Below are 17,453 nucleotides of genomic sequence, written 5' to 3'. Positions count from 1 at the left end.
AGAGTAAAAGATATAACGGATAGCTCGACCCTTTTTAGGGTCACGCCCTACTACTTATTCTTTTTGGTGTTTCTTTTGCAAGATGTTTCAAAAAAGACCAACTCGATACTTCCAAACAATACTCGTAAACAAGCCCAAGAATAAAATACAAACCAAGAATTGGATAAAAGTAGAGGCTAGAAATCCTAATAACGAACCAGTAGCGGCTTTAAATGCTCTATTGTGATCTTTAGGATTAAATAGTAATTCTCCAATCAAGGCGCCAATAAATGGGCCTATTAAAAAACCAAAAGGGATAGGTGTAAGTAACCCCACTATAAGTCCAATATTCGTACCCCAAATTCCGTACTTAGAGCCTCCAAATTTTTTGGTTCCCTTGGCGGGTATGATATAATCTAAAATAGAAAGGACAATTGTGACGGCTAGTGTAATTCCTAGTACATAGTAATTCGCTGGTATAGCAGTTGTGCAGTATAAAAGCAAAATACCTAACCAACTTGCTGCAGGACCGGGTAATACAGGTAAGAAGCTGCCTATGATTCCAGTAATCATGCAAATTAAGCCGATAAGGACGAGGAAAATATCCATTAATTATTTTTTAGTAATTTTGAATTTTAAAAGTAAACATTTATTTCCGTTAGTCAAATGCAAAAAATAATAGCCGTTTTAGTGATACTTTTCCTTTCTAATCTTTCCTATGCTCAAAAACTAAAGTCTAAAAGTGCAGATGCTGAACTTAAAGAGCAAATTTATAACGCAAACAAAAAAATAGTTATCAATTATTCCATGAAAGATTTTGATGCGCTATTCTTTGAATTTTCAGATAAAAAAAGTGATCCAAATATTATTTTAACCAAGGAGGAATTCTATAATTACACAATTAAGATAGCCGCTTTCTCGGATCGGTTGGCCAAATTATATCCAAAAGAAAAAGAGGTCGCAGAAGCTAGTAAAAAGAAGTGGTTTGCGGAAAGCTATGAAGATTATTTGCTTTCGAAAGCTTCTCAAAAAAAATAATCGTAATTTTATAAATTATTAGCCCAATTGAAAATTGATCCCTTGAAGCACTTTTACGTTTATATTGTATTCTTACTTTTTAATTCGTGTCACTATTTCGAAACGCCAGTTCCATCGGAAAAAGAACTGCTACAAAAGGAATTACAAGCCATTAACTGGAAAGAGGTTGATGAATACCCGTCTTTTGTAGATTGTGACAAACTCGAAACCAAACTCGCACGACAAAAATGTTTTTTTGAATTTCTAACCCAACTTATTCAAGAGAAATTAAGTGTCGATACGTTGCCGCTTCTCTATCCTGAATTAGACACAATCGAGGTCAAAGTAACTATTTTTCCCAATGCAAAAATGAAGTTTGAGCCACAGTTCTCCAAAGATTCAGTTGCCTACAACACCGTTAAAATTGACAGTATATTACAGGCTCGATTAGTCGATTTCCCCAAGGTGAATCCCGCAATTAAGCGAGGAATTCCCGTAAAAACACAGTTTATACTTCCAGTGATATTAAAAGTCGAGTAGTAACAAGGAGCTATTTCCAGCTATACGTTACAATCTTTTCATTTTTAAAGAGAAAATGAAAAGGATTTTCTCTGCTATCTGGGCTAGACGGTACTAGTAATCAAGAACTAAAAGCGTCTTCCTTTCCAATCGTATTTTCCAAAAAGGGAATATAAAGCGACACCACTACTGAAAAAAGGATAAAATAAGCTACTAACAATGAGATAAGTGGTTCTTTCAGAATTCAAAAAACGATTTGATTGTAGGATTAATATAGCATCGATTACCATTTTTAATAGTATAAAGGGAAATAAAGCAGCTGCTATCTCAAAGTTATAGATGCAATAACCAATGGTTATTATCCAACCTAAATTTCCTGTAAACACAATTAAGGCCAAAAGTTGTCCAAAAAAACTTTGATACGAACCTGTTTTAGAGGCCCAGCGCACTCTTTGGTAAAACAACGCTTTCCAATCGTTTAAGGGGTGCGTGGTAACTACAGTATTGTTAGATTTGAGATAATGAACTCGCTCAGGAAATCGACTAATGGCTTTTTGTAATAAAAAAACATCATCACCACTTGCTATTTTGTCATTGCCTGTAAAGCCATCTAATGCTGTGAAAAGCGATTTTGTGTACGCTAAGTTAGCGCCATTGCACATAAAACCTTGATCGATACCAAAACTGCCTATAGTAGCACCTTGCAAACTAGCCATGTCTAATTGCTGAAACTGATGTAAAAATGAGGAGTTACAATCATAGGTCACTGCTCCAGCAATCATGGATGCCTTATGTGTCTGTATGTAATTGTCCAGAGTCAACAACCAATTTTTGTTTACGGTACAATCAGCATCCGTTGTAACGACCCACTCGGTTGTGAGCTGATGCATTGCGGTTACAATCGCGTCTTTTTTAGGAGAGTTGGATATACGATTGTTGTCAATTAATGAAACTTGAAATTGGAAACTTGAAATTGGAAACTTGTTTTTTGATTCATCATCAACTAAAATAACCTCAAAAAGTTCGCTAGGATAATTTAGTTTTGAAAAGCTTTCTAAAAGTAAGGGCAAACTTTCTTCTTCATTTCTAAAAGGGACAATAATGGTGAATTTAGTCAGGGGCTTTAAGCCAACAAAATTATAGGTTTTTATTTTAGTAAAACCATAAATAAGGGCGCCAATTGCCACGATATATATACAGAAAACAAAAGTAAAAACGACTGTAATCATGAGTTTAAATGTGTTTGCTATTAGCTGAATTTTCGGGCGCTAATGGGCTCTTGAAATTAAGTACATAATAACTACCTATAACTACAGGTAAAACTACATTTAGAAACCACATCAACGTGGATACAAAAATAACGATCCACTCGTTTACGCCCAGTATCCCAAAGAAGTAGATAGCAACACTTCCTTTCACAGCAAAGTCCAGAAACTGAAAAGTAGGCAATGACGATGCTAGAAAGTAAACACTAGTTACGGCAGCCATCAATGTGAAGTAAGGTAAATCAACATCAAAAGCTAAAAACAAAAAATAGTATTGATGCGAAAACACTAAATAGCGGCAACTGCCCAAAAGTATGTTTTTACGGTGGATGTGTTTTGGGATTTCATTAATTTTATAAATCAGTTTTTCGATCGAAAAGCCTTTGATTTTGATTTTTTTTACCGAAAATAAAAGTATAAATAAAAACAACAAAGCGCCAAAGATTATGGCGACAGTATTGGTAGTAATTACATTGTATTGTACATTAAAATAAAGCAATCCAAATAACCCGATTATTACCGTTAATACCATTTGGATTCCGTTGCAAATCAAGTTTAGGAAAACTACTTGCTTGGTTTGGTGTTTTTCGTAGTACAATGCTTTTCCTGCATATTCGCCAACGCCGTTGGGTGTAAAAATCCCAGCGGTTAACGCAGCAAGCACTTGTTTTGTAGCTTCAATAACCGAAATGGGTTTGATATAGGATGCTAAATTTTGCCATTTTAAAATCTCAAAATACCGATTCAATACACTTAAAAGTAATATAAAACCAATTCCCAACACGGATTGATTTTTTTCGAATTTAGTTTTGAATTGCGCCCAGTCTAGTTTATCATTATTTGCCAGCTGGTTGTAAATGAAATAAAATGCGCCAGCAACAATCAAAACTTTGATTAGAAGTACGAGGAATTGCTTAGTTTTGTGAGGAATCGAGATCATGAGTGCAAAGAAACAAAACTTTAAACTTTGAACTTTAAACTTTAAACAAATCTTTTGGCAAACGAACGCATCATATTAGGTATTGATCCAGGAACCACTATAATGGGTTTTGGGTTGATTAGAGTAGTCAATAAAAAAATGGAATTTATTCAGTTGAATGAGTTGCAGTTAAATAAAATGGACGATCATTACATGAAACTTAAACGAATTTTTGAACGTACCATTGAGTTGATTGATACGCATCATCCTGATGAAATTGCAATCGAAGCCCCTTTTTTTGGTAAAAATGTACAGTCGATGTTGAAGCTTGGTCGCGCTCAGGGAGTAGCCATGGCTGCGGGTTTATCAAGAGATATACCAATTACAGAGTACGAACCTAAAAAAATTAAAATGGCTATTACTGGAAACGGAAATGCCAGTAAAGAACAGGTTGCCAAGATGCTACAGCAACTTTTGGGATTGAAAGAATTACCAAAAAATCTCGATTCAACCGATGGGTTAGCAGCAGCAGTTTGTCACTTTTTTAATTCTGGTAAAGTGGTTGGGACTAAAAGTTACACCGGATGGGATGCGTTTGTAAAACAAAACGAAGAAAGAGTTAAAAAGTAGTGTTCAGTAGGTATTAAAATTATTAATAAACTGACCACTAAAAAACTGACCACTGACGACTATTATTATGAGCGGAATATATATCCACATCCCTTTTTGCAAGCAAGCCTGTCATTACTGCGACTTCCATTTTTCGACTTCCCTAAAGAAAAAAGAAGAAATGGTTGTGGCATTAGCTAAAGAAATTTGCTTACGCAAAAGTGAATCTGCTTTTCTCGACTCCGCTCGAACTGACATTGTAATTGAGACTATTTATTTTGGAGGAGGAACTCCTAGTGTGCTGACTTCAGCTGAAATTGATTTTTTAATTGACGAGGTTTATAAAAACTATGCGGTTATAGAAAGCCCTGAAATCACATTAGAAGCCAATCCTGATGATCTTTCAATGGAACGGATTTTAGAACTTTCGAAAAGTAAAGTCAATCGATTAAGCATCGGAATTCAGTCCTTTTTTGAAGATGATTTACAAATGATGAACCGTGCACATAATTCGGCGGAAGCCCAAAAATGCTTGACAGAAGCCACCAAGTACTTTGATAATATTTCGATTGATTTGATTTACGGTGTTCCAGGAATGACAAATGAAAAATGGAAGCAAAATATTGTTACGGCTTTGTCTTTCAGAATTCCGCATATTTCTAGTTATGCGCTAACAGTAGAACCCAAAACAGCTTTAAAAAAATTAATCCAAACCGGAAAAGTAGCGGCGCCAAATGATGATGTAGCTCAAGAGCATTTTATGATTCTAGTAGATACGCTCGAGGCAAATGGTTTTATACACTATGAATTATCTAATTTTGGAAAGGAAAACTATTTTTCTAAAAACAATTCAGCCTATTGGTTAGGAAAAAAATACATCGGAATAGGCCCTTCGGCACACAGTTACGATGGTGTTTCGAGGAGTTGGAACATTGCCAATAATTCGTTGTATTTAAAAGCAATTGACGCCGATGAATTACCAAATGAAGTTGAAATTTTATCTCTTGCAGATCGCTACAATGAATATATTATGACCGGATTGCGAACGATTTGGGGTGTTTCTTTAAGTAGGATTCAATCTGAATTTGGACAAGTCTATTATGATTATTTGATGAAGCAAGCCCAGAAATTTTTAAATGATGATGTGCTTTCGATTGAAAAAGATATTTTGAAACCCACAAAAAGAGGAAAGTTTTTGACGGATGGGATAGCTTCTGATCTTTTTTGGGTAAATTTGGAATAAACATTAACCGCAAAGGACACAAAGTAGGCTCAAAAGAGCATAAAACTTTGTGATCTCAGCGTAAATCTTAGTGACCCTTGCGGTTGAAAAATTATGATTGCAACTATTGAAAACTTCAAAGTCGACCTGTCAAAACCCATTGATATTTCGATTCCGATTACCAATACTGATGAAAATCCAATTGCTTGGTATATCGAAAAACCGGTGATTGAACCCGTGAAATTTGGTGAATGGGTAGGTAAAGTATCTTCGGGTATGTCATCTACCAATTTTAATAATATATTTTTCAATCCACATGGGCATGGCACACATACTGAATGTCTAGGTCATATTACGCGAGAACTTTACAGTATAAATCAAGCTTTGAAACAGTTTTTTTTCATGGCGGAATTGGTTTCTGTGAGTTTAGAAAAAAGAGGAGAAGATTTGGTTATTACCAAAGAAGCAGTAGAAAAAGCGCTGAATGGTAAGACACCTGAAGCCATCATTATCCGGACTGTTCCAAACGAAGACTCTAAAAAATCAAGGAAATATTCGCATTCGAACCCGCCTTATTTGGAGGAGGCTGCGGCACGATTCATTCGTGAATGCGGTATTCAGCACTTATTAATAGATTTGCCAAGCGTAGATAAAGAGAAAGATGAAGGAAGGCTGTTGGCACACAAAGCCTTTTGGAATGTTACTGATGTCAATCAATTAAATGGAGATGCAAGGCTAAACGCAACGATTACGGAGATGATTTTTGTTCCTGATACAATTACAGACGCTAGTTATTTATTGAATCTTCAAATCGCTTCTTTTGAAAATGATGCGTCGCCTTCTAAGCCTGTTTTATATGCAATAGTATAGTGATAGTACTGTTTCTTGAATTTTTTCATTATAATTTTTATTGAAATGAACCTCGAAAATTTTTATGAATATTGTTTGTCCAAGAAAGGAGTAACTGAGCATTTTCCATTTGACAATGATGCATTAGTTTTTAAAGTGGGGGGTAAAATATTCGCTTTAACTTCACTCGAGAAATGGGAATTAGGATCACCGGGAATTAATTTAAAATGTGATCCAGATCGTGCGCTAGAATTGCGAGCAGAGTATGAGTCTATAAATTCAGGTTTCCATATGAATAAAAAGCATTGGAATACAGTGCTAGTAAATCTAGAAGTTTCAGACGCATTGGTTAGTGAATTAATTGACCACTCGTATGCGCTTGTTTATAATAGTTTGACCAAGAAAATACAAGAGGAGATAAGTAAGTTATAGAATTAGGTATTACTTTTGCTGTGTAAATCACAATTATAAATTAGCGCTATAAATCAAATAGAGATGAAAGACCAAATCAAAAAGTTTTTAAACGAAGAGCAAGATCCTAAAGCGATTGAAAAAATCACTTCAAAGCTGAATGATTTAATGATGAAGAATGAGGAGATAGGTTATATTGGCGTACAGAAAAAACCAGCGATAACTGTTTTTCCAGATAGTATTGTTCTAACAAATAAAAGAATTATCATTTGTCAACCGAGGAATCTGGGATTGTCTATGGATTTTATTGATTATACTTGGGATCAAATCGAAGCTACTTTTGTTAAAGAGAATATATTAGGGTCAGAGTTTTCTTTTTCGACTAAAACAGATATGACCGTTTCCATTGATTATATTCCGAAGACACAAGCTCGAAAAATAGCAACTTATGCTAAGGAGCAGTTAGATATTTTAAAGCATGGTTCAACTCAAGCATTTTCAGCTGAAATTCCGTCAACTCCACAAGCTGATGAGTATGTTGAAGAAGTAGAAACCGAGGAAGTGGTCAATTTTGCTGAGATTATGCCAATGACTATTCCTGAATATACCGATCAGCAACAAGATACGACTAATAGTTCAGAAGTTTTAAAAGGAGAAGGTCTAGCGGGTTTGTCTCAAGATGAATTGTTCGAGAAATTACAAAATTACAAAAAGCTTTTAGACAACGGCTTAATTTTGCAAGGAGAGTACGACACCTTCAAAAAGGAAATTTTGAGTCATATGTAAAAAATTATAATCGGAAAAAAAGTCTTAAAGTTAGAATTTCAGTTCTAACTTTAAGACTTTTTTTATTTTGAACACCTTGTATTACATTGTTCTTTTTTGTTTTTCTACAAAATTAGTAGCTTGTAATTCTAGGAGTTCTGTTGCTTTTTGTCGTTGCAAATCGTACAGTTTTTTATCGTCTGCAATATCTTGATATACTTTATCGTGCATTCGAGCACTAGTTTTTACTAGTAATTCACGTTGATATTTGTCTTGCTCTATCGTCGCTTTTAAAGCGGTTTCTAGGTCTTCTAACTTAAAATCATACTCACCCTTAGGCGAAAGCAACTTGGCTATTATTGGCGATGTTTCGATCGCTAGAAATAAAAGCATGATAAAAAAGGAAGGCGCCCATGGTAATTTATTCAAAGCGTTTATACGAGCCATTAAACCATCGAATCCATCAATGATAGGTTGGGTTTCACTGACTTTTTTATCTAAATCAGTTTGTAAACTTGCTGCCGTTTTATCTAAATCAGCAATTTTAGCTAAATTATTCTTTTGTAGGCTATCTAATTCTTTTTTTGCCAAATCGTGTTTGGCAATTTTCTCTTTAAATACGGGGCCTCTGCCTAATTTTTTAGTGCCAGCAGTTCCCTCTGCTTCTGTGATGTAGGTTTCATATAAGGTATTTACCTCTTTTTCTTTATTGGTGATTTCTGCTTTCAAGGCAGCGACATCCGTTTTGTTTTTGTCTAAATCAGATTTAAAAAAGGTAGCTACTTCTTTTTTATTAGCTAGTGCCATTGCATTTTTTTCTTTCAATAGAACGGTATTGATTTCTTTTTCAAAAATTTTAATTTCCAGTGGTTTAGAAATTACGATAGCAATTATTACTGCTAAGATGATTCGAGGAGTAGCTTGCAGAAATTCATTAGTTTTCTTGTCTCGTTTTCGAATGGTAGAAACAATAAAACGATCTAGGTTAAAGATTAGTAAGCTCCAGACTAATCCAAATGCAACGGCGGGATACGGACTATCAAAAACAGTAAATAGAGCATAGGCGCTGGCTACAAATGCCATTACAGCGGTAAAGAATACGGTAGCCCCAATGCCTACAAATTTGGTTTGCTCACCTTCTGAGCAGTTCTCTAAAATATCTTTGTCTGCTCCTGAACAAAGAATGAAAAATTGTTTTAACATGATGGCTTGATTTGACTGATGATTTGATTTTCGTTTGCACTAATTAGGCAACTAAACGACATTGCAAATTTAACGCCAAATAATTAATATTGTTGTAATGTATTGTTTTCTTTTTAGTTAGCAATTAGGGTAAATAAAAAAGAGCCATTCCTTAGGAACAGCTCTTTTTTGAATTTGAATTATAATTAACTTATGCGTTAGGTGCCCCAGCCATAATTTCAGCATTCGCAAATTCTTCGAATTTAGCAAAATTGTCTTTGAATTTTTTTCCTAACTCCACCGCTTTTTCGTCATAAAGATCTTTGTCTTCCCAAGTGTTTCTTGGATTCAAGATTTCGCTTGGAACATTAGGACATTCTTGTGGAATAGCGATACCAAATACAACATGGTTTCTGTAAGCTACGTTATCAAGTTCTCCGTTTAGAGCAGCTGTAATCATTGAGCGGGTATATTTTAACTTCATACGACTACCAGTACCATAAGCACCACCAGTCCAACCTGTGTTGATTAACCAAACTTTCACTCCTGCGTCTTGTATTTTTTTACTTAACATCTCAGCATATTTTGTAGGGTGTAATGGCATAAATGGCGCGCCAAAACAAGCTGAGAAATTAGGTTGTGGTTCTGTCACTCCTGCTTCTGTTCCTGCTACTTTAGCAGTATACCCTGAGATAAAATGGTAAGCTGCTTGTCCAGGAGTTAATCTCGAAATAGGAGGTAAAATACCAAATGAGTCAGCAGTTAGAAAAAATATATTTTTTGGGTTTTTACCGATAGATCCTGGTTGAATATTATCAATGTGGTCAATAGGATAGCTTACTCTAGTATTTGGGGTAATAGAAACATCTTCAAAGTCTACCTCATTAGTACCTTCCTTAAAAATCACATTTTCTAATATTGCTCCTTTTTTGATTGCTCTAAAGATATCTGGTTCGTTTTCTTCAGAAAGGTTGATTACTTTGGCATAACAACCACCTTCAAAGTTAAAAACGGTATTTTCGTTAGTCCATCCGTGTTCGTCATCTCCTATCAGTTTTCTTTTTGGGTCAGCAGATAGTGTAGTTTTGCCAGTACCTGATAGGCCAAAGAAAATAGCTGTATCGCCATCATCGCCTACATTTGCACTACAGTGCATTGGTAACGTATTTTTATCTACTGGAAGTATAAAATTCAAAGCAGAAAAAATTCCTTTTTTCATTTCGCCTGTATAACCAGTACCACCAATCAATGCTACTTTTTTAGTAAAATCTAAAATAGCAAAATTAGCTTGACGAGTGCCATCAACGGCTGGGTCTGCCATGAAACTAGGTACACACATTACCGTCCATTCTGGAGTAAAGTTTTCAAGTTCGCTATCAGATGGTCTTAGAAACATGTTGTAACAAAACAAGTTAGCCCAAGGTGTTTCTGTAACTACTCTTACATTTAAACGGTAGTTAGGATCAGCACATACGTAGGAGTCCCTTACATAAATTTCTTTATTACTTAAATATGTTGCTACTTTTTTGTATAACGCCTCAAATGCGGCAGGCTCAAACGGGATGTTAACTTTTCCCCACCATACTTTATCTTCAGTAATGGTATCTTTTACAATAAATCTGTCTTGTGGCGAGCGTCCTGTAAACTCTCCCGTGTTGATTGCTAGTGCACCTGTAGAATTTTCTACACCTTGTCCTAATGCAACGGTTTTTGATTGTAATTCGCTGGCCGATAATTGGTAATGAATCTTTGCGTTTTCGATTCCTAAGTCAGTTAGCGAAATCGATTTCGTAAACGGTGTGTTATTATTCATAAAATTATGATTGAGTGGTTTAATTTATTAGTTGCAAAAGTAGATATTATATTTTAGATACGATTTGAATTTTTTATTTTTATAACTTTTTTATCCAATTTTGATATATTAGTACGCCCCAAGCAGCTATTAATAAGGCTCCACCAATAGGAGTTATGAATCCGATAGTTTTAAAATCAAAAGGAGTTAAATCATTAGTTGCTAATAAATAAATAGATCCTGAAAAGAACAAAACACCTACCTGTACTAAGGTTAGGATCACTTTTTTTAATTTGTCTGAAAGTATGGTATGTGCACTAATAAATAGCAAAAATAAAGCATGATACATTTGATAGCGCACTCCCGTTTCAAAAGTGATTAACTGTTCGGGAGAGAGTACTTTTTTTAACGCATGAGCTCCAAAAGCTCCGAGTATTATTGCGATTGCACCTAAAATAGAAGCGGTAGTAATTAATTTTTTAGTCATGAATGCTTTTCTTTTCAATAAAGTTTATGAAAGACAAAATTAATACAATTTGGCAAAAGGGATTGGCTTTATAGTAGTTAAAGATTTGACAATGTTTGGCGAAAAGAATATTGTTATAAATACAACAATTTTGTATGTTTGTGTTATAATCCATAATTATGAGGCAAATTTTAATTATCGGTGCAGGGAGATCTGCGTCTTCGTTAATTCGATATCTACTAAAGAAGTCAGATGTTGAAAAGATTCAAATAGTAATTGGAGATTTGTCTTTGGCATTAGCCGAAAAGAAGACAGACGGGCACGCTAATGCTAGTGCAATTGCTTTAGATATTTTTGATAATGAACAAAGAGCCACTGCAATTAGTAAAGCAGATATCGTAATTAGTATGTTGCCAGCGCATTTGCATATCGAGGTAGCTAGAGACTGCATTGTATATAAAAAGAGTTTAGTGACCGCATCTTATATCAGTGATGCTATGCAAGAGCTCGATGCTGCTGCAAAAGAAAATAATTTGGTTTTTATGAACGAGATAGGACTTGATCCAGGAATCGATCATATGAGTGCGATGAAGGTTATTGATGATATACGATCAAAAGGCGGGAAAATGCTGTTGTTCGAATCTTTTTGTGGTGGGTTGGTCGCTCCAGAATCAGATACGAATCTTTGGAATTATAAATTTACCTGGGCTCCGCGTAATGTGGTTCTAGCAGGTCAAGGAGGTGCAGCAAAATTCATTCAAGAAGGTACCTATAAATACATTCCCTATTGTAATTTATTTAGAAGAACAGAGTTTCTGGATGTCGAAGGTTATGGTCGTTTTGAAGCGTATTCTAATAGAGATTCTTTGAAATACCGATCTGTTTATGGATTAGATAATGTCCTTACTTTATATCGAGGAACGATTCGTAAAGTTGGATTTTCTAAAGCGTGGAATATGTTTGTGCAATTGGGGATGACCGATGATAGTTATGTTATGGAGAACTCTGATACGATGAGCTATCGTGATTTTGTAAATTCATTTTTGCCCTATCACCCAACAGATTCTGTAGAAATAAAAACAAGATTGATTTTAAAAATTGATCAAGATGATATCATGTGGGATAAATTATTAGAACTGGATTTGTTTAATAAAGATAAAATTATCGGACTTAAAAATGCTACGCCCGCTCAAATGCTAGAAAAGATATTGAATGATAAATGGACTTTACAAGTGAATGATAAAGACATGATTGTAATGTATCATAAATTTGGATACGAACTAAATGGGGAGAAGAAACAAATAGATTCTAAGATGGTCTGCCTAGGTGACGATCAAACCTATACTGCGATGGCAAAAACAGTTGGACTGCCTGTTGCAATAGCTGCTTTACAAATATTGAATGGAAAAATTAAAACTCCTGGCGTACAACTTCCTATTACAAAAGAAGTGTATTTGCCAATATTAAAGGAGTTAGAAGAATATGGCGTTGTATTTAAAGAGCAATCGATGCCATACTTTGGTTATAAGCCAGATTGAGTTTTTTTAGTTTACTTTTAGTTAAACAAATCCGCTTGTAGTGCAGCGGATTTGTTGTTTTTACTAATTACTAGCCTGCGGTGTGTATTGTGATAGGCAAACTATACAAGGTTCGAACAGGCTCACCATTAATTTTTCCGGGAGTCCATTTTGGACAAATATTCATTACCCTTATAGCTTCTTCTCCAGTTCCATAACCAATGTCTCTTAATGATTTAACATCATTAATTGAACCATCTTTCTCAACAATAAAAGTAATGTAAACTTTTCCTTTTAGCCCTTCTTTTTCTGGAGCTCTAAAATTTTCACCTACAAATTTATAAAAAAGCTCCATTCCTCCTTGGAATTCAGGCTTCTCAGTTATTTCGGCATTATTATAAACGGCGTTTTCATCCGCGCTTTTTACTTTGATATTTTTTTTATCAAAGGGATCTACTACAAACTTAGCCGGTCCGCCTTTAGAGAGGGCTTTATCGAAGTTTTCAGTGGTAAATGTTTCGTTTTTTTCTAGGATAACAGGAGGAACAATATGTTTCTCTTTTGGAGTGAGCTCTGAGTATTTTTTAGTTGCAACTACTTTTCCACTTTCGTCTTTAATTTCAAAAATGGTTTTTTGGTAGTAGTTTTCAAAAATAGAAAGTGGTTTTTTGGTAGCATTCTCTTTTGTTGTCGCTCTTTCTTGCGCTACGACTTTAGTGCAAAACGAAAACACGATTGCTGTTAAAACAGGGATTAGAAGTCCTTTTTTGATAAGGCCTCGCGTGGTTGAGGTGTTTTTTGTCATCATAATTAATCTTTTTTTGGTTACTGAATAATTCAAATTACTGGCCAAGTAATAGGTTGGGTTCGCGTTTGCCTTACTTATTAAAAGGTTTTGATAAAACGGAACATTGTTATGTGCTTGCACTACTTTCTCATCCGCAAGAAATTCATGGTTGAGTTGGATGGCTTTTTTATAAAAATAGAGTACAGGGTTGAACCAAAAAACAACTTTGAGGGTTTCTATCAATAAGATGTCTAAAGTGTGTTTTTGAGTAACATGTATGAGTTCATGTGTGTACAACTCATTTTCAATTTTTCGGTTATTGTAATCGTCTTTGTAAACAAATATGGTATTCAAAAAAGTATAAGGCAACGTAGGATTTGGTAACAAAACTAATTTAGCATTGTTAAAAGTGATTGATTCATTCGATTTGGTTCTTTTATGTAACTGTAAACCATTTTTAACAAATCTAATTAATAGAAAAATTGTCACTAGACTATATACTGAAGATAAAAACCAAAGCCAATAGTTAGTAGACTCTTTTACTGCAGTAATGGGTGTTTCTACAAACTGAAATGTGTTTTGTGTAGTTGCTGTAGGGATTTCTTTGATAATCTCAATAGTAAAAAACGGAATTAGTAATGAAAACAACAAACCAAACAAGAGGAAGAACCTATTGAACTGATGCATTTTTTCGTTTTCTAACAGTAAGTGATAGCAAGACAATAAAATGGCTAAGGATGCGGTTGATTTGATTATAAAGTCTATCATTTTTTCTTTTTTAAAATGGCACTGTCTACTATTTTTCTAAGCTCTTCTAATTCCTTTGCTGACAAGTTGGTTTCATTCGTAAAGAAGGAGGCAAATTGTGAAGCGGAGTCGTTGAAAAAATTCTTGATTAATCCATTCACGTGTTTCGAGAAATAGTCGTTCTTTTTTACTAACGGATAATATTCTCTAGAATTTCCAAACTCGGTGTAAGCAACAAAATCTTTATCAATCATTCTTTTAAGCAAAGTGGCAACTGTGGTAGTCTTAGGTTTAGGTTCAGGGAAAACCTCAAGAAGGTCTTTCATAAACGCTTTCTCTAGCTTCCAAAGGTGCTCCATAACTTGTTCTTCAGCGTTAGTTAATTGTTGCATAATTTATTATTTTAATTTTTATTGTATTTTTTCAGTCAGTAATTGTCCCTCACGATACGTTCGCCTAGATATTAGCTTGCCTTTCTTGTTATAAGTTTTCCATTGCCCATCATAATACCAATGTGGATATTTACCGCTAGTATCTAAAACTGTATTCCCTCTGGACTGTAACGTGCCATTCTCATGGTATAATTTGGTTTTACAGAAACTAGCTTTGTATTTTTCTTTTTTAATAATTTTTCCATTTAAATAGTAACGCCATTTTTTAATGGGCTCGTCATTTTTGTACTGTCCGATCGATTTGTAATACGAACTATCTAACGAATATTTTTCTGTCCAAAGCCCTTCTCTTTTTTTGTTTACTTTTTGATTCGTTAGTTTAGGCTTGCAGGAAACAATAGCAAACAATAAGAAACAAATTAAAAAAAGCTGCTTTTTCATATTCTACAAAACAAGAGGTTGCTCTACAAATGTAGAGATATATTTTGTATTTACAAATTTTATTCCACAAACTTTGAGTGCGATTCATTGATTTTGGGATAGTTAGAACTATGAGTTTGTTTTTCTGCTACTACTATATGGCAGGTGACAAGCTATTAATAGTGGCGTTGCTGCTTATAATGGCTTAATTATTGTTAAATTTGTAGTATCAATAATTTTAATAGAAATAATATGAAAACTAAATTAATAATGCTTGTTTTTGCATTTCTAGGAATGCAATTTGGTTTTGCTCAGGAGACAAAGCCTGTGGTTAAAGACTCGCTTGCAGTAGTTCCTGTACAAGCGCCACTTTCGCAGGAAATAATTAATAAAGAAGCCTTAAAGGAGCAAGCAATAGCAGAGAAAGCTTTAAAGCAAGCTGAGAAAGACAGGAAAAGCGCTCAGAGAGAACAATATAGAGCAGAGAAAAGTCTTAAAAGAGCAGAGAAAGCGAAGCAAAAGGAGCAAAGAGCTAGAGAAAATGCTATAAAAGCTAGAGAGAAAGCAATCAAACAAGCTGAAAAAGAAGCTAAGAGAATCGACAAAGCTGATCAATCTGTTGCCAAAATCAACGATAAAATTGACAAGGCCGAAAAGCAGTTGGATAAAATGAAGACCAAATTAGATAAATCGATTTCAAGGGGCAAACTGTCAGATGTTGAGGTTCAAAAAGAAAACTTGAAGATTTCTAAACAAGAATTGAAAGTTAGTAAATTAGAAGAGGATCTTAGATCAGCGCAGCAAAAATTAGAAAAATTAAAGCTTTGATATATAATCTCCAACTTATGTTGGAGATTTTTTTTTGCTTTTTTGTGTCATAACATAAGAATAGGTACAATGGCTTTTTAGGTAAGCTAAAGTGTGATTTCCTCAAAATGCACAAAAAAATCCGCTCATTTCTGAACGGATTATGTATTGGGTAACTTAAAATTATTTGCTCAACTCTACAAAATATTTATAGAACAACGGTATGGTTTCGATTCCTTTCAAGTAGTTAAATACTCCAAAATGCTCGTTTGGAGAATGTATCGCATCACTATCTAAACCAAAGCCCATTAATATCGTTTTACTTTTTAATTCTTTTTCGAAAAGGGCTACAATAGGAATACTTCCTCCAGAGCGAACAGGAATTGCAGGAACTCCAAAAGTTTCCGTATACGCCATGTTTGCCGCTTGGTAGCCAATGCTGTCAATAGGAGTAACGTATCCTTGGCCTCCGTGATGTGGTTTTACTTTTACAGTAACACCAGCAGGAGCAATGCTCATGAAGTGTTTTGTGAACAATTCTGTGATTTGTTCCCAATCTTGATTAGGGACCAATCGCATTGATATTTTGGCGAAAGCCTGACTAGCAATTACTGTTTTGGCACCTTCACCAGTATATCCACCCCAAATTCCGTTCACATCAAGCGTAGGGCGAATTGAGTTTCTTTCGTTTGTGGTATATCCTTTTTCACCATAAACATCATTAAGTTTTAGGGCGTTCTTATATTTCTCTAAGTTAAAGGGCGCTTTTGCCATTTCAGCTCTTTCCTCTGTAGATAGTTCTTCAACATTATCATAGAAACCAGGAATAGTGATGTGATTGTTCTCATCATGAAGTGAAGCGATCATTTTTGCCAAAATATTAATTGGGTTCGCCACAGCACCTCCATACAAACCTGAGTGTAAATCGCGGTTTGGTCCTGTAACCTCTACTTCAACATAGCTCAAACCACGTAAACCTGTTGTGATAGAAGGTTGCTGGTTAGAGATCATTCCGGTATCCGAGATCAAGATTACATCATTCTTTAGTTTTTCGGTATTGTTTTCAACAAAGGTTTTCAAGTTAACGCTTCCAACCTCTTCCTCGCCTTCAATCATAAATTTTACGTTACAGGGCAAGTTGTTGTTTTGAATCATGTATTCAAAAGCTTTTACGTGCATGTACATTTGGCCTTTGTCGTCACAAGCACCACGAGCAAAAATCGCTCCTTCCGGATGAATATCAGTTGTTTTTATAACCGGTTCAAATGGAGGAGAGGTCCACAGTTCAATTGGGTCAGCAGGTTGCACATCATAATGTCCGTAAACAAGGACAGTAGGCAAAGCTGGGTCAATCATTTTTTCGCCGTATACAATTGGGTATCCGTCAGTCTCACATATTTCAACAAAATCACAGCCTGCTTTTTCAAGGCTTACTTTAACAGCCTCAGAAGTGTCGATTACATCTTGAGAGTAAGCACTGTCAGCACTTACTGATGGGATTTTTAATAATTCGATTAATTCGTTGATGAAACGGTCTTTGTTTTCTTGAACGTATGACTTTATATTTTCCATTTATTAGTTAATTTTTATAAATTCAAAAGTACGAAAAATAGAATTATATTTTTTTTAAAAAAATGTTTTGAAAGTTCAAACTTATAACTATATTTGCACCCACAATTGCACGCGGATATGGTGAAATTGGTAGACATGCCAGACTTAGGATCTGGTGCCGCAAGGCGTGTAGGTTCGAGTCCTATTATCCGCACTTTAAAAACCCTTTAATCATTG

General features: G+C 34.9%; 19 protein-coding genes and 1 tRNA gene. 10 read left to right on the top strand and 10 right to left on the bottom strand.

Annotation, left to right across the window (positions count from 1 at the left end; all coding sequences use genetic code 11):
* Positions 1-87 precede the first annotated feature (87 nt).
* On the bottom strand, positions 88-588 hold the full coding sequence (locus H8R22_RS00890) for a DUF456 domain-containing protein (RefSeq protein ID WP_187009400.1): 501 nt from the start codon (positions 586-588) through the stop codon (positions 88-90).
* Between the two features lie 57 nt (positions 589-645).
* Between H8R22_RS00890 and H8R22_RS00885 the strand changes: the two genes are divergently transcribed.
* Positions 646-1,017, top strand: coding sequence for a hypothetical protein (locus H8R22_RS00885; protein ID WP_187009401.1), 372 nt, complete (start codon positions 646-648; stop codon positions 1,015-1,017).
* A gap of 42 nt (positions 1,018-1,059) precedes the next feature.
* Positions 1,060-1,536 carry a hypothetical protein gene (locus H8R22_RS00880; protein ID WP_187009402.1) on the top strand — a complete coding sequence of 159 codons (477 nt, stop codon included), beginning with the start codon at positions 1,060-1,062 and terminating at the stop codon, positions 1,534-1,536.
* A 107-nt stretch (positions 1,537-1,643) separates the two neighbouring features.
* Here H8R22_RS00880 and H8R22_RS00875 read toward each other — a convergent pair whose 3' ends face one another.
* Both H8R22_RS00875 and H8R22_RS00870 read right to left on the bottom strand, forming a co-directional pair.
* Positions 1,644-2,744 (bottom strand): glycosyltransferase, encoded by a 1,101-nt coding sequence (locus H8R22_RS00875; protein WP_187009403.1) that lies wholly within the window; start codon positions 2,742-2,744, stop codon positions 1,644-1,646.
* A gap of 4 nt (positions 2,745-2,748) precedes the next feature.
* Positions 2,749-3,720 carry a lysylphosphatidylglycerol synthase domain-containing protein gene (locus H8R22_RS00870; protein ID WP_187009404.1) on the bottom strand — a complete coding sequence of 324 codons (972 nt, stop codon included), beginning with the start codon at positions 3,718-3,720 and terminating at the stop codon, positions 2,749-2,751.
* Positions 3,721-3,774: 54 nt separating this feature from the next.
* On the opposite strand from H8R22_RS00870, the gene ruvC reads away from it, so the two are divergent.
* The 5 genes from ruvC to H8R22_RS00845 all read left to right on the top strand — a co-directional run bounded on the left by ruvC (position 3,775) and on the right by H8R22_RS00845 (position 7,576).
* Positions 3,775-4,329, top strand: a complete 555-nt coding sequence (gene ruvC / locus H8R22_RS00865; protein WP_073353629.1) for a crossover junction endodeoxyribonuclease RuvC — start codon at positions 3,775-3,777, stop codon at positions 4,327-4,329.
* A gap of 67 nt (positions 4,330-4,396) precedes the next feature.
* On the top strand, positions 4,397-5,551 hold the full coding sequence (gene hemW / locus H8R22_RS00860; protein WP_187009405.1) for a radical SAM family heme chaperone HemW: 1,155 nt from the start codon (positions 4,397-4,399) through the stop codon (positions 5,549-5,551).
* Positions 5,552-5,644: 93 nt separating this feature from the next.
* A complete protein-coding gene (locus H8R22_RS00855) occupies positions 5,645-6,400 on the top strand; it encodes a cyclase family protein (RefSeq protein WP_187009406.1) in 756 nt (251 codons plus the stop codon).
* Between the two features lie 45 nt (positions 6,401-6,445).
* On the top strand, positions 6,446-6,811 hold the full coding sequence (locus tag H8R22_RS00850) for an MmcQ/YjbR family DNA-binding protein (protein ID WP_187009407.1): 366 nt from the start codon (positions 6,446-6,448) through the stop codon (positions 6,809-6,811).
* A 63-nt stretch (positions 6,812-6,874) separates the two neighbouring features.
* Positions 6,875-7,576, top strand: a complete 702-nt coding sequence (locus tag H8R22_RS00845) for a PH domain-containing protein (RefSeq protein WP_187009408.1) — start codon at positions 6,875-6,877, stop codon at positions 7,574-7,576.
* Positions 7,577-7,657: 81 nt separating this feature from the next.
* On the opposite strand, the gene H8R22_RS00840 is transcribed toward H8R22_RS00845, so the two are convergent.
* The 3 genes from H8R22_RS00840 to H8R22_RS00830 form a co-directional block, all read right to left on the bottom strand.
* Positions 7,658-8,758 (bottom strand): DUF4407 domain-containing protein, encoded by a 1,101-nt coding sequence (locus H8R22_RS00840; RefSeq protein WP_187009409.1) that lies wholly within the window; start codon positions 8,756-8,758, stop codon positions 7,658-7,660.
* Positions 8,759-8,948: 190 nt separating this feature from the next.
* Entirely contained in the window at positions 8,949-10,550 is a 1,602-nt protein-coding gene (pckA, locus tag H8R22_RS00835; RefSeq protein WP_187009410.1) for a phosphoenolpyruvate carboxykinase (ATP), read from the bottom strand.
* A 79-nt stretch (positions 10,551-10,629) separates the two neighbouring features.
* Positions 10,630-11,016: a DUF423 domain-containing protein gene (locus tag H8R22_RS00830; RefSeq protein WP_187009411.1), complete on the bottom strand. Its 387-nt coding sequence runs from the start codon at positions 11,014-11,016 to the stop codon at positions 10,630-10,632.
* Positions 11,017-11,174: 158 nt separating this feature from the next.
* On the opposite strand from H8R22_RS00830, the gene H8R22_RS00825 reads away from it, so the two are divergent.
* On the top strand, positions 11,175-12,533 hold the full coding sequence (locus tag H8R22_RS00825) for a saccharopine dehydrogenase family protein (protein WP_187009412.1): 1,359 nt from the start codon (positions 11,175-11,177) through the stop codon (positions 12,531-12,533).
* Between the two features lie 70 nt (positions 12,534-12,603).
* Here H8R22_RS00825 and H8R22_RS00820 read toward each other — a convergent pair whose 3' ends face one another.
* From H8R22_RS00820 to H8R22_RS00810, 3 genes are read right to left on the bottom strand one after another with little or no spacing between them, the layout of a single operon-like run.
* The gene (locus tag H8R22_RS00820) at positions 12,604-14,067 is read right to left on the bottom strand and encodes a M56 family metallopeptidase (RefSeq protein ID WP_187009413.1); all 1,464 of its coding nucleotides are present in this window, start codon (positions 14,065-14,067) and stop codon (positions 12,604-12,606) included.
* Positions 14,064-14,438, bottom strand: coding sequence for a BlaI/MecI/CopY family transcriptional regulator (locus H8R22_RS00815; RefSeq protein ID WP_187009414.1), 375 nt, complete (start codon positions 14,436-14,438; stop codon positions 14,064-14,066). The genes H8R22_RS00820 and H8R22_RS00815 overlap by 4 nt, the downstream gene beginning before the upstream one ends.
* A gap of 18 nt (positions 14,439-14,456) precedes the next feature.
* The gene (locus H8R22_RS00810; protein ID WP_187009415.1) at positions 14,457-14,879 is read right to left on the bottom strand and encodes a toxin-antitoxin system YwqK family antitoxin; all 423 of its coding nucleotides are present in this window, start codon (positions 14,877-14,879) and stop codon (positions 14,457-14,459) included.
* Positions 14,880-15,110: 231 nt separating this feature from the next.
* Here H8R22_RS00810 and H8R22_RS00805 point away from each other — a divergent pair, with 231 nt between their 5' ends.
* Positions 15,111-15,686, top strand: coding sequence for a hypothetical protein (locus H8R22_RS00805; protein WP_187009416.1), 576 nt, complete (start codon positions 15,111-15,113; stop codon positions 15,684-15,686).
* 162 nt (positions 15,687-15,848) lie between these two features.
* Here H8R22_RS00805 and H8R22_RS00800 read toward each other — a convergent pair whose 3' ends face one another.
* A complete protein-coding gene (locus tag H8R22_RS00800; protein ID WP_187009417.1) occupies positions 15,849-17,237 on the bottom strand; it encodes a dipeptidase in 1,389 nt (462 codons plus the stop codon).
* Positions 17,238-17,348: 111 nt separating this feature from the next.
* Here H8R22_RS00800 and H8R22_RS00795 point away from each other — a divergent pair.
* A tRNA-Leu gene (locus H8R22_RS00795) sits at positions 17,349-17,430 on the top strand.
* Positions 17,431-17,453: the final 23 nt, after the last annotated feature.

Origin of the sequence: Flavobacterium kayseriense (genome assembly GCF_014305095.1) — a bacterium.
GTDB lineage: Bacteria > Bacteroidota > Bacteroidia > Flavobacteriales > Flavobacteriaceae > Flavobacterium > Flavobacterium kayseriense.
This window is presented reverse-complemented; position numbering and strand designations above follow the sequence as displayed.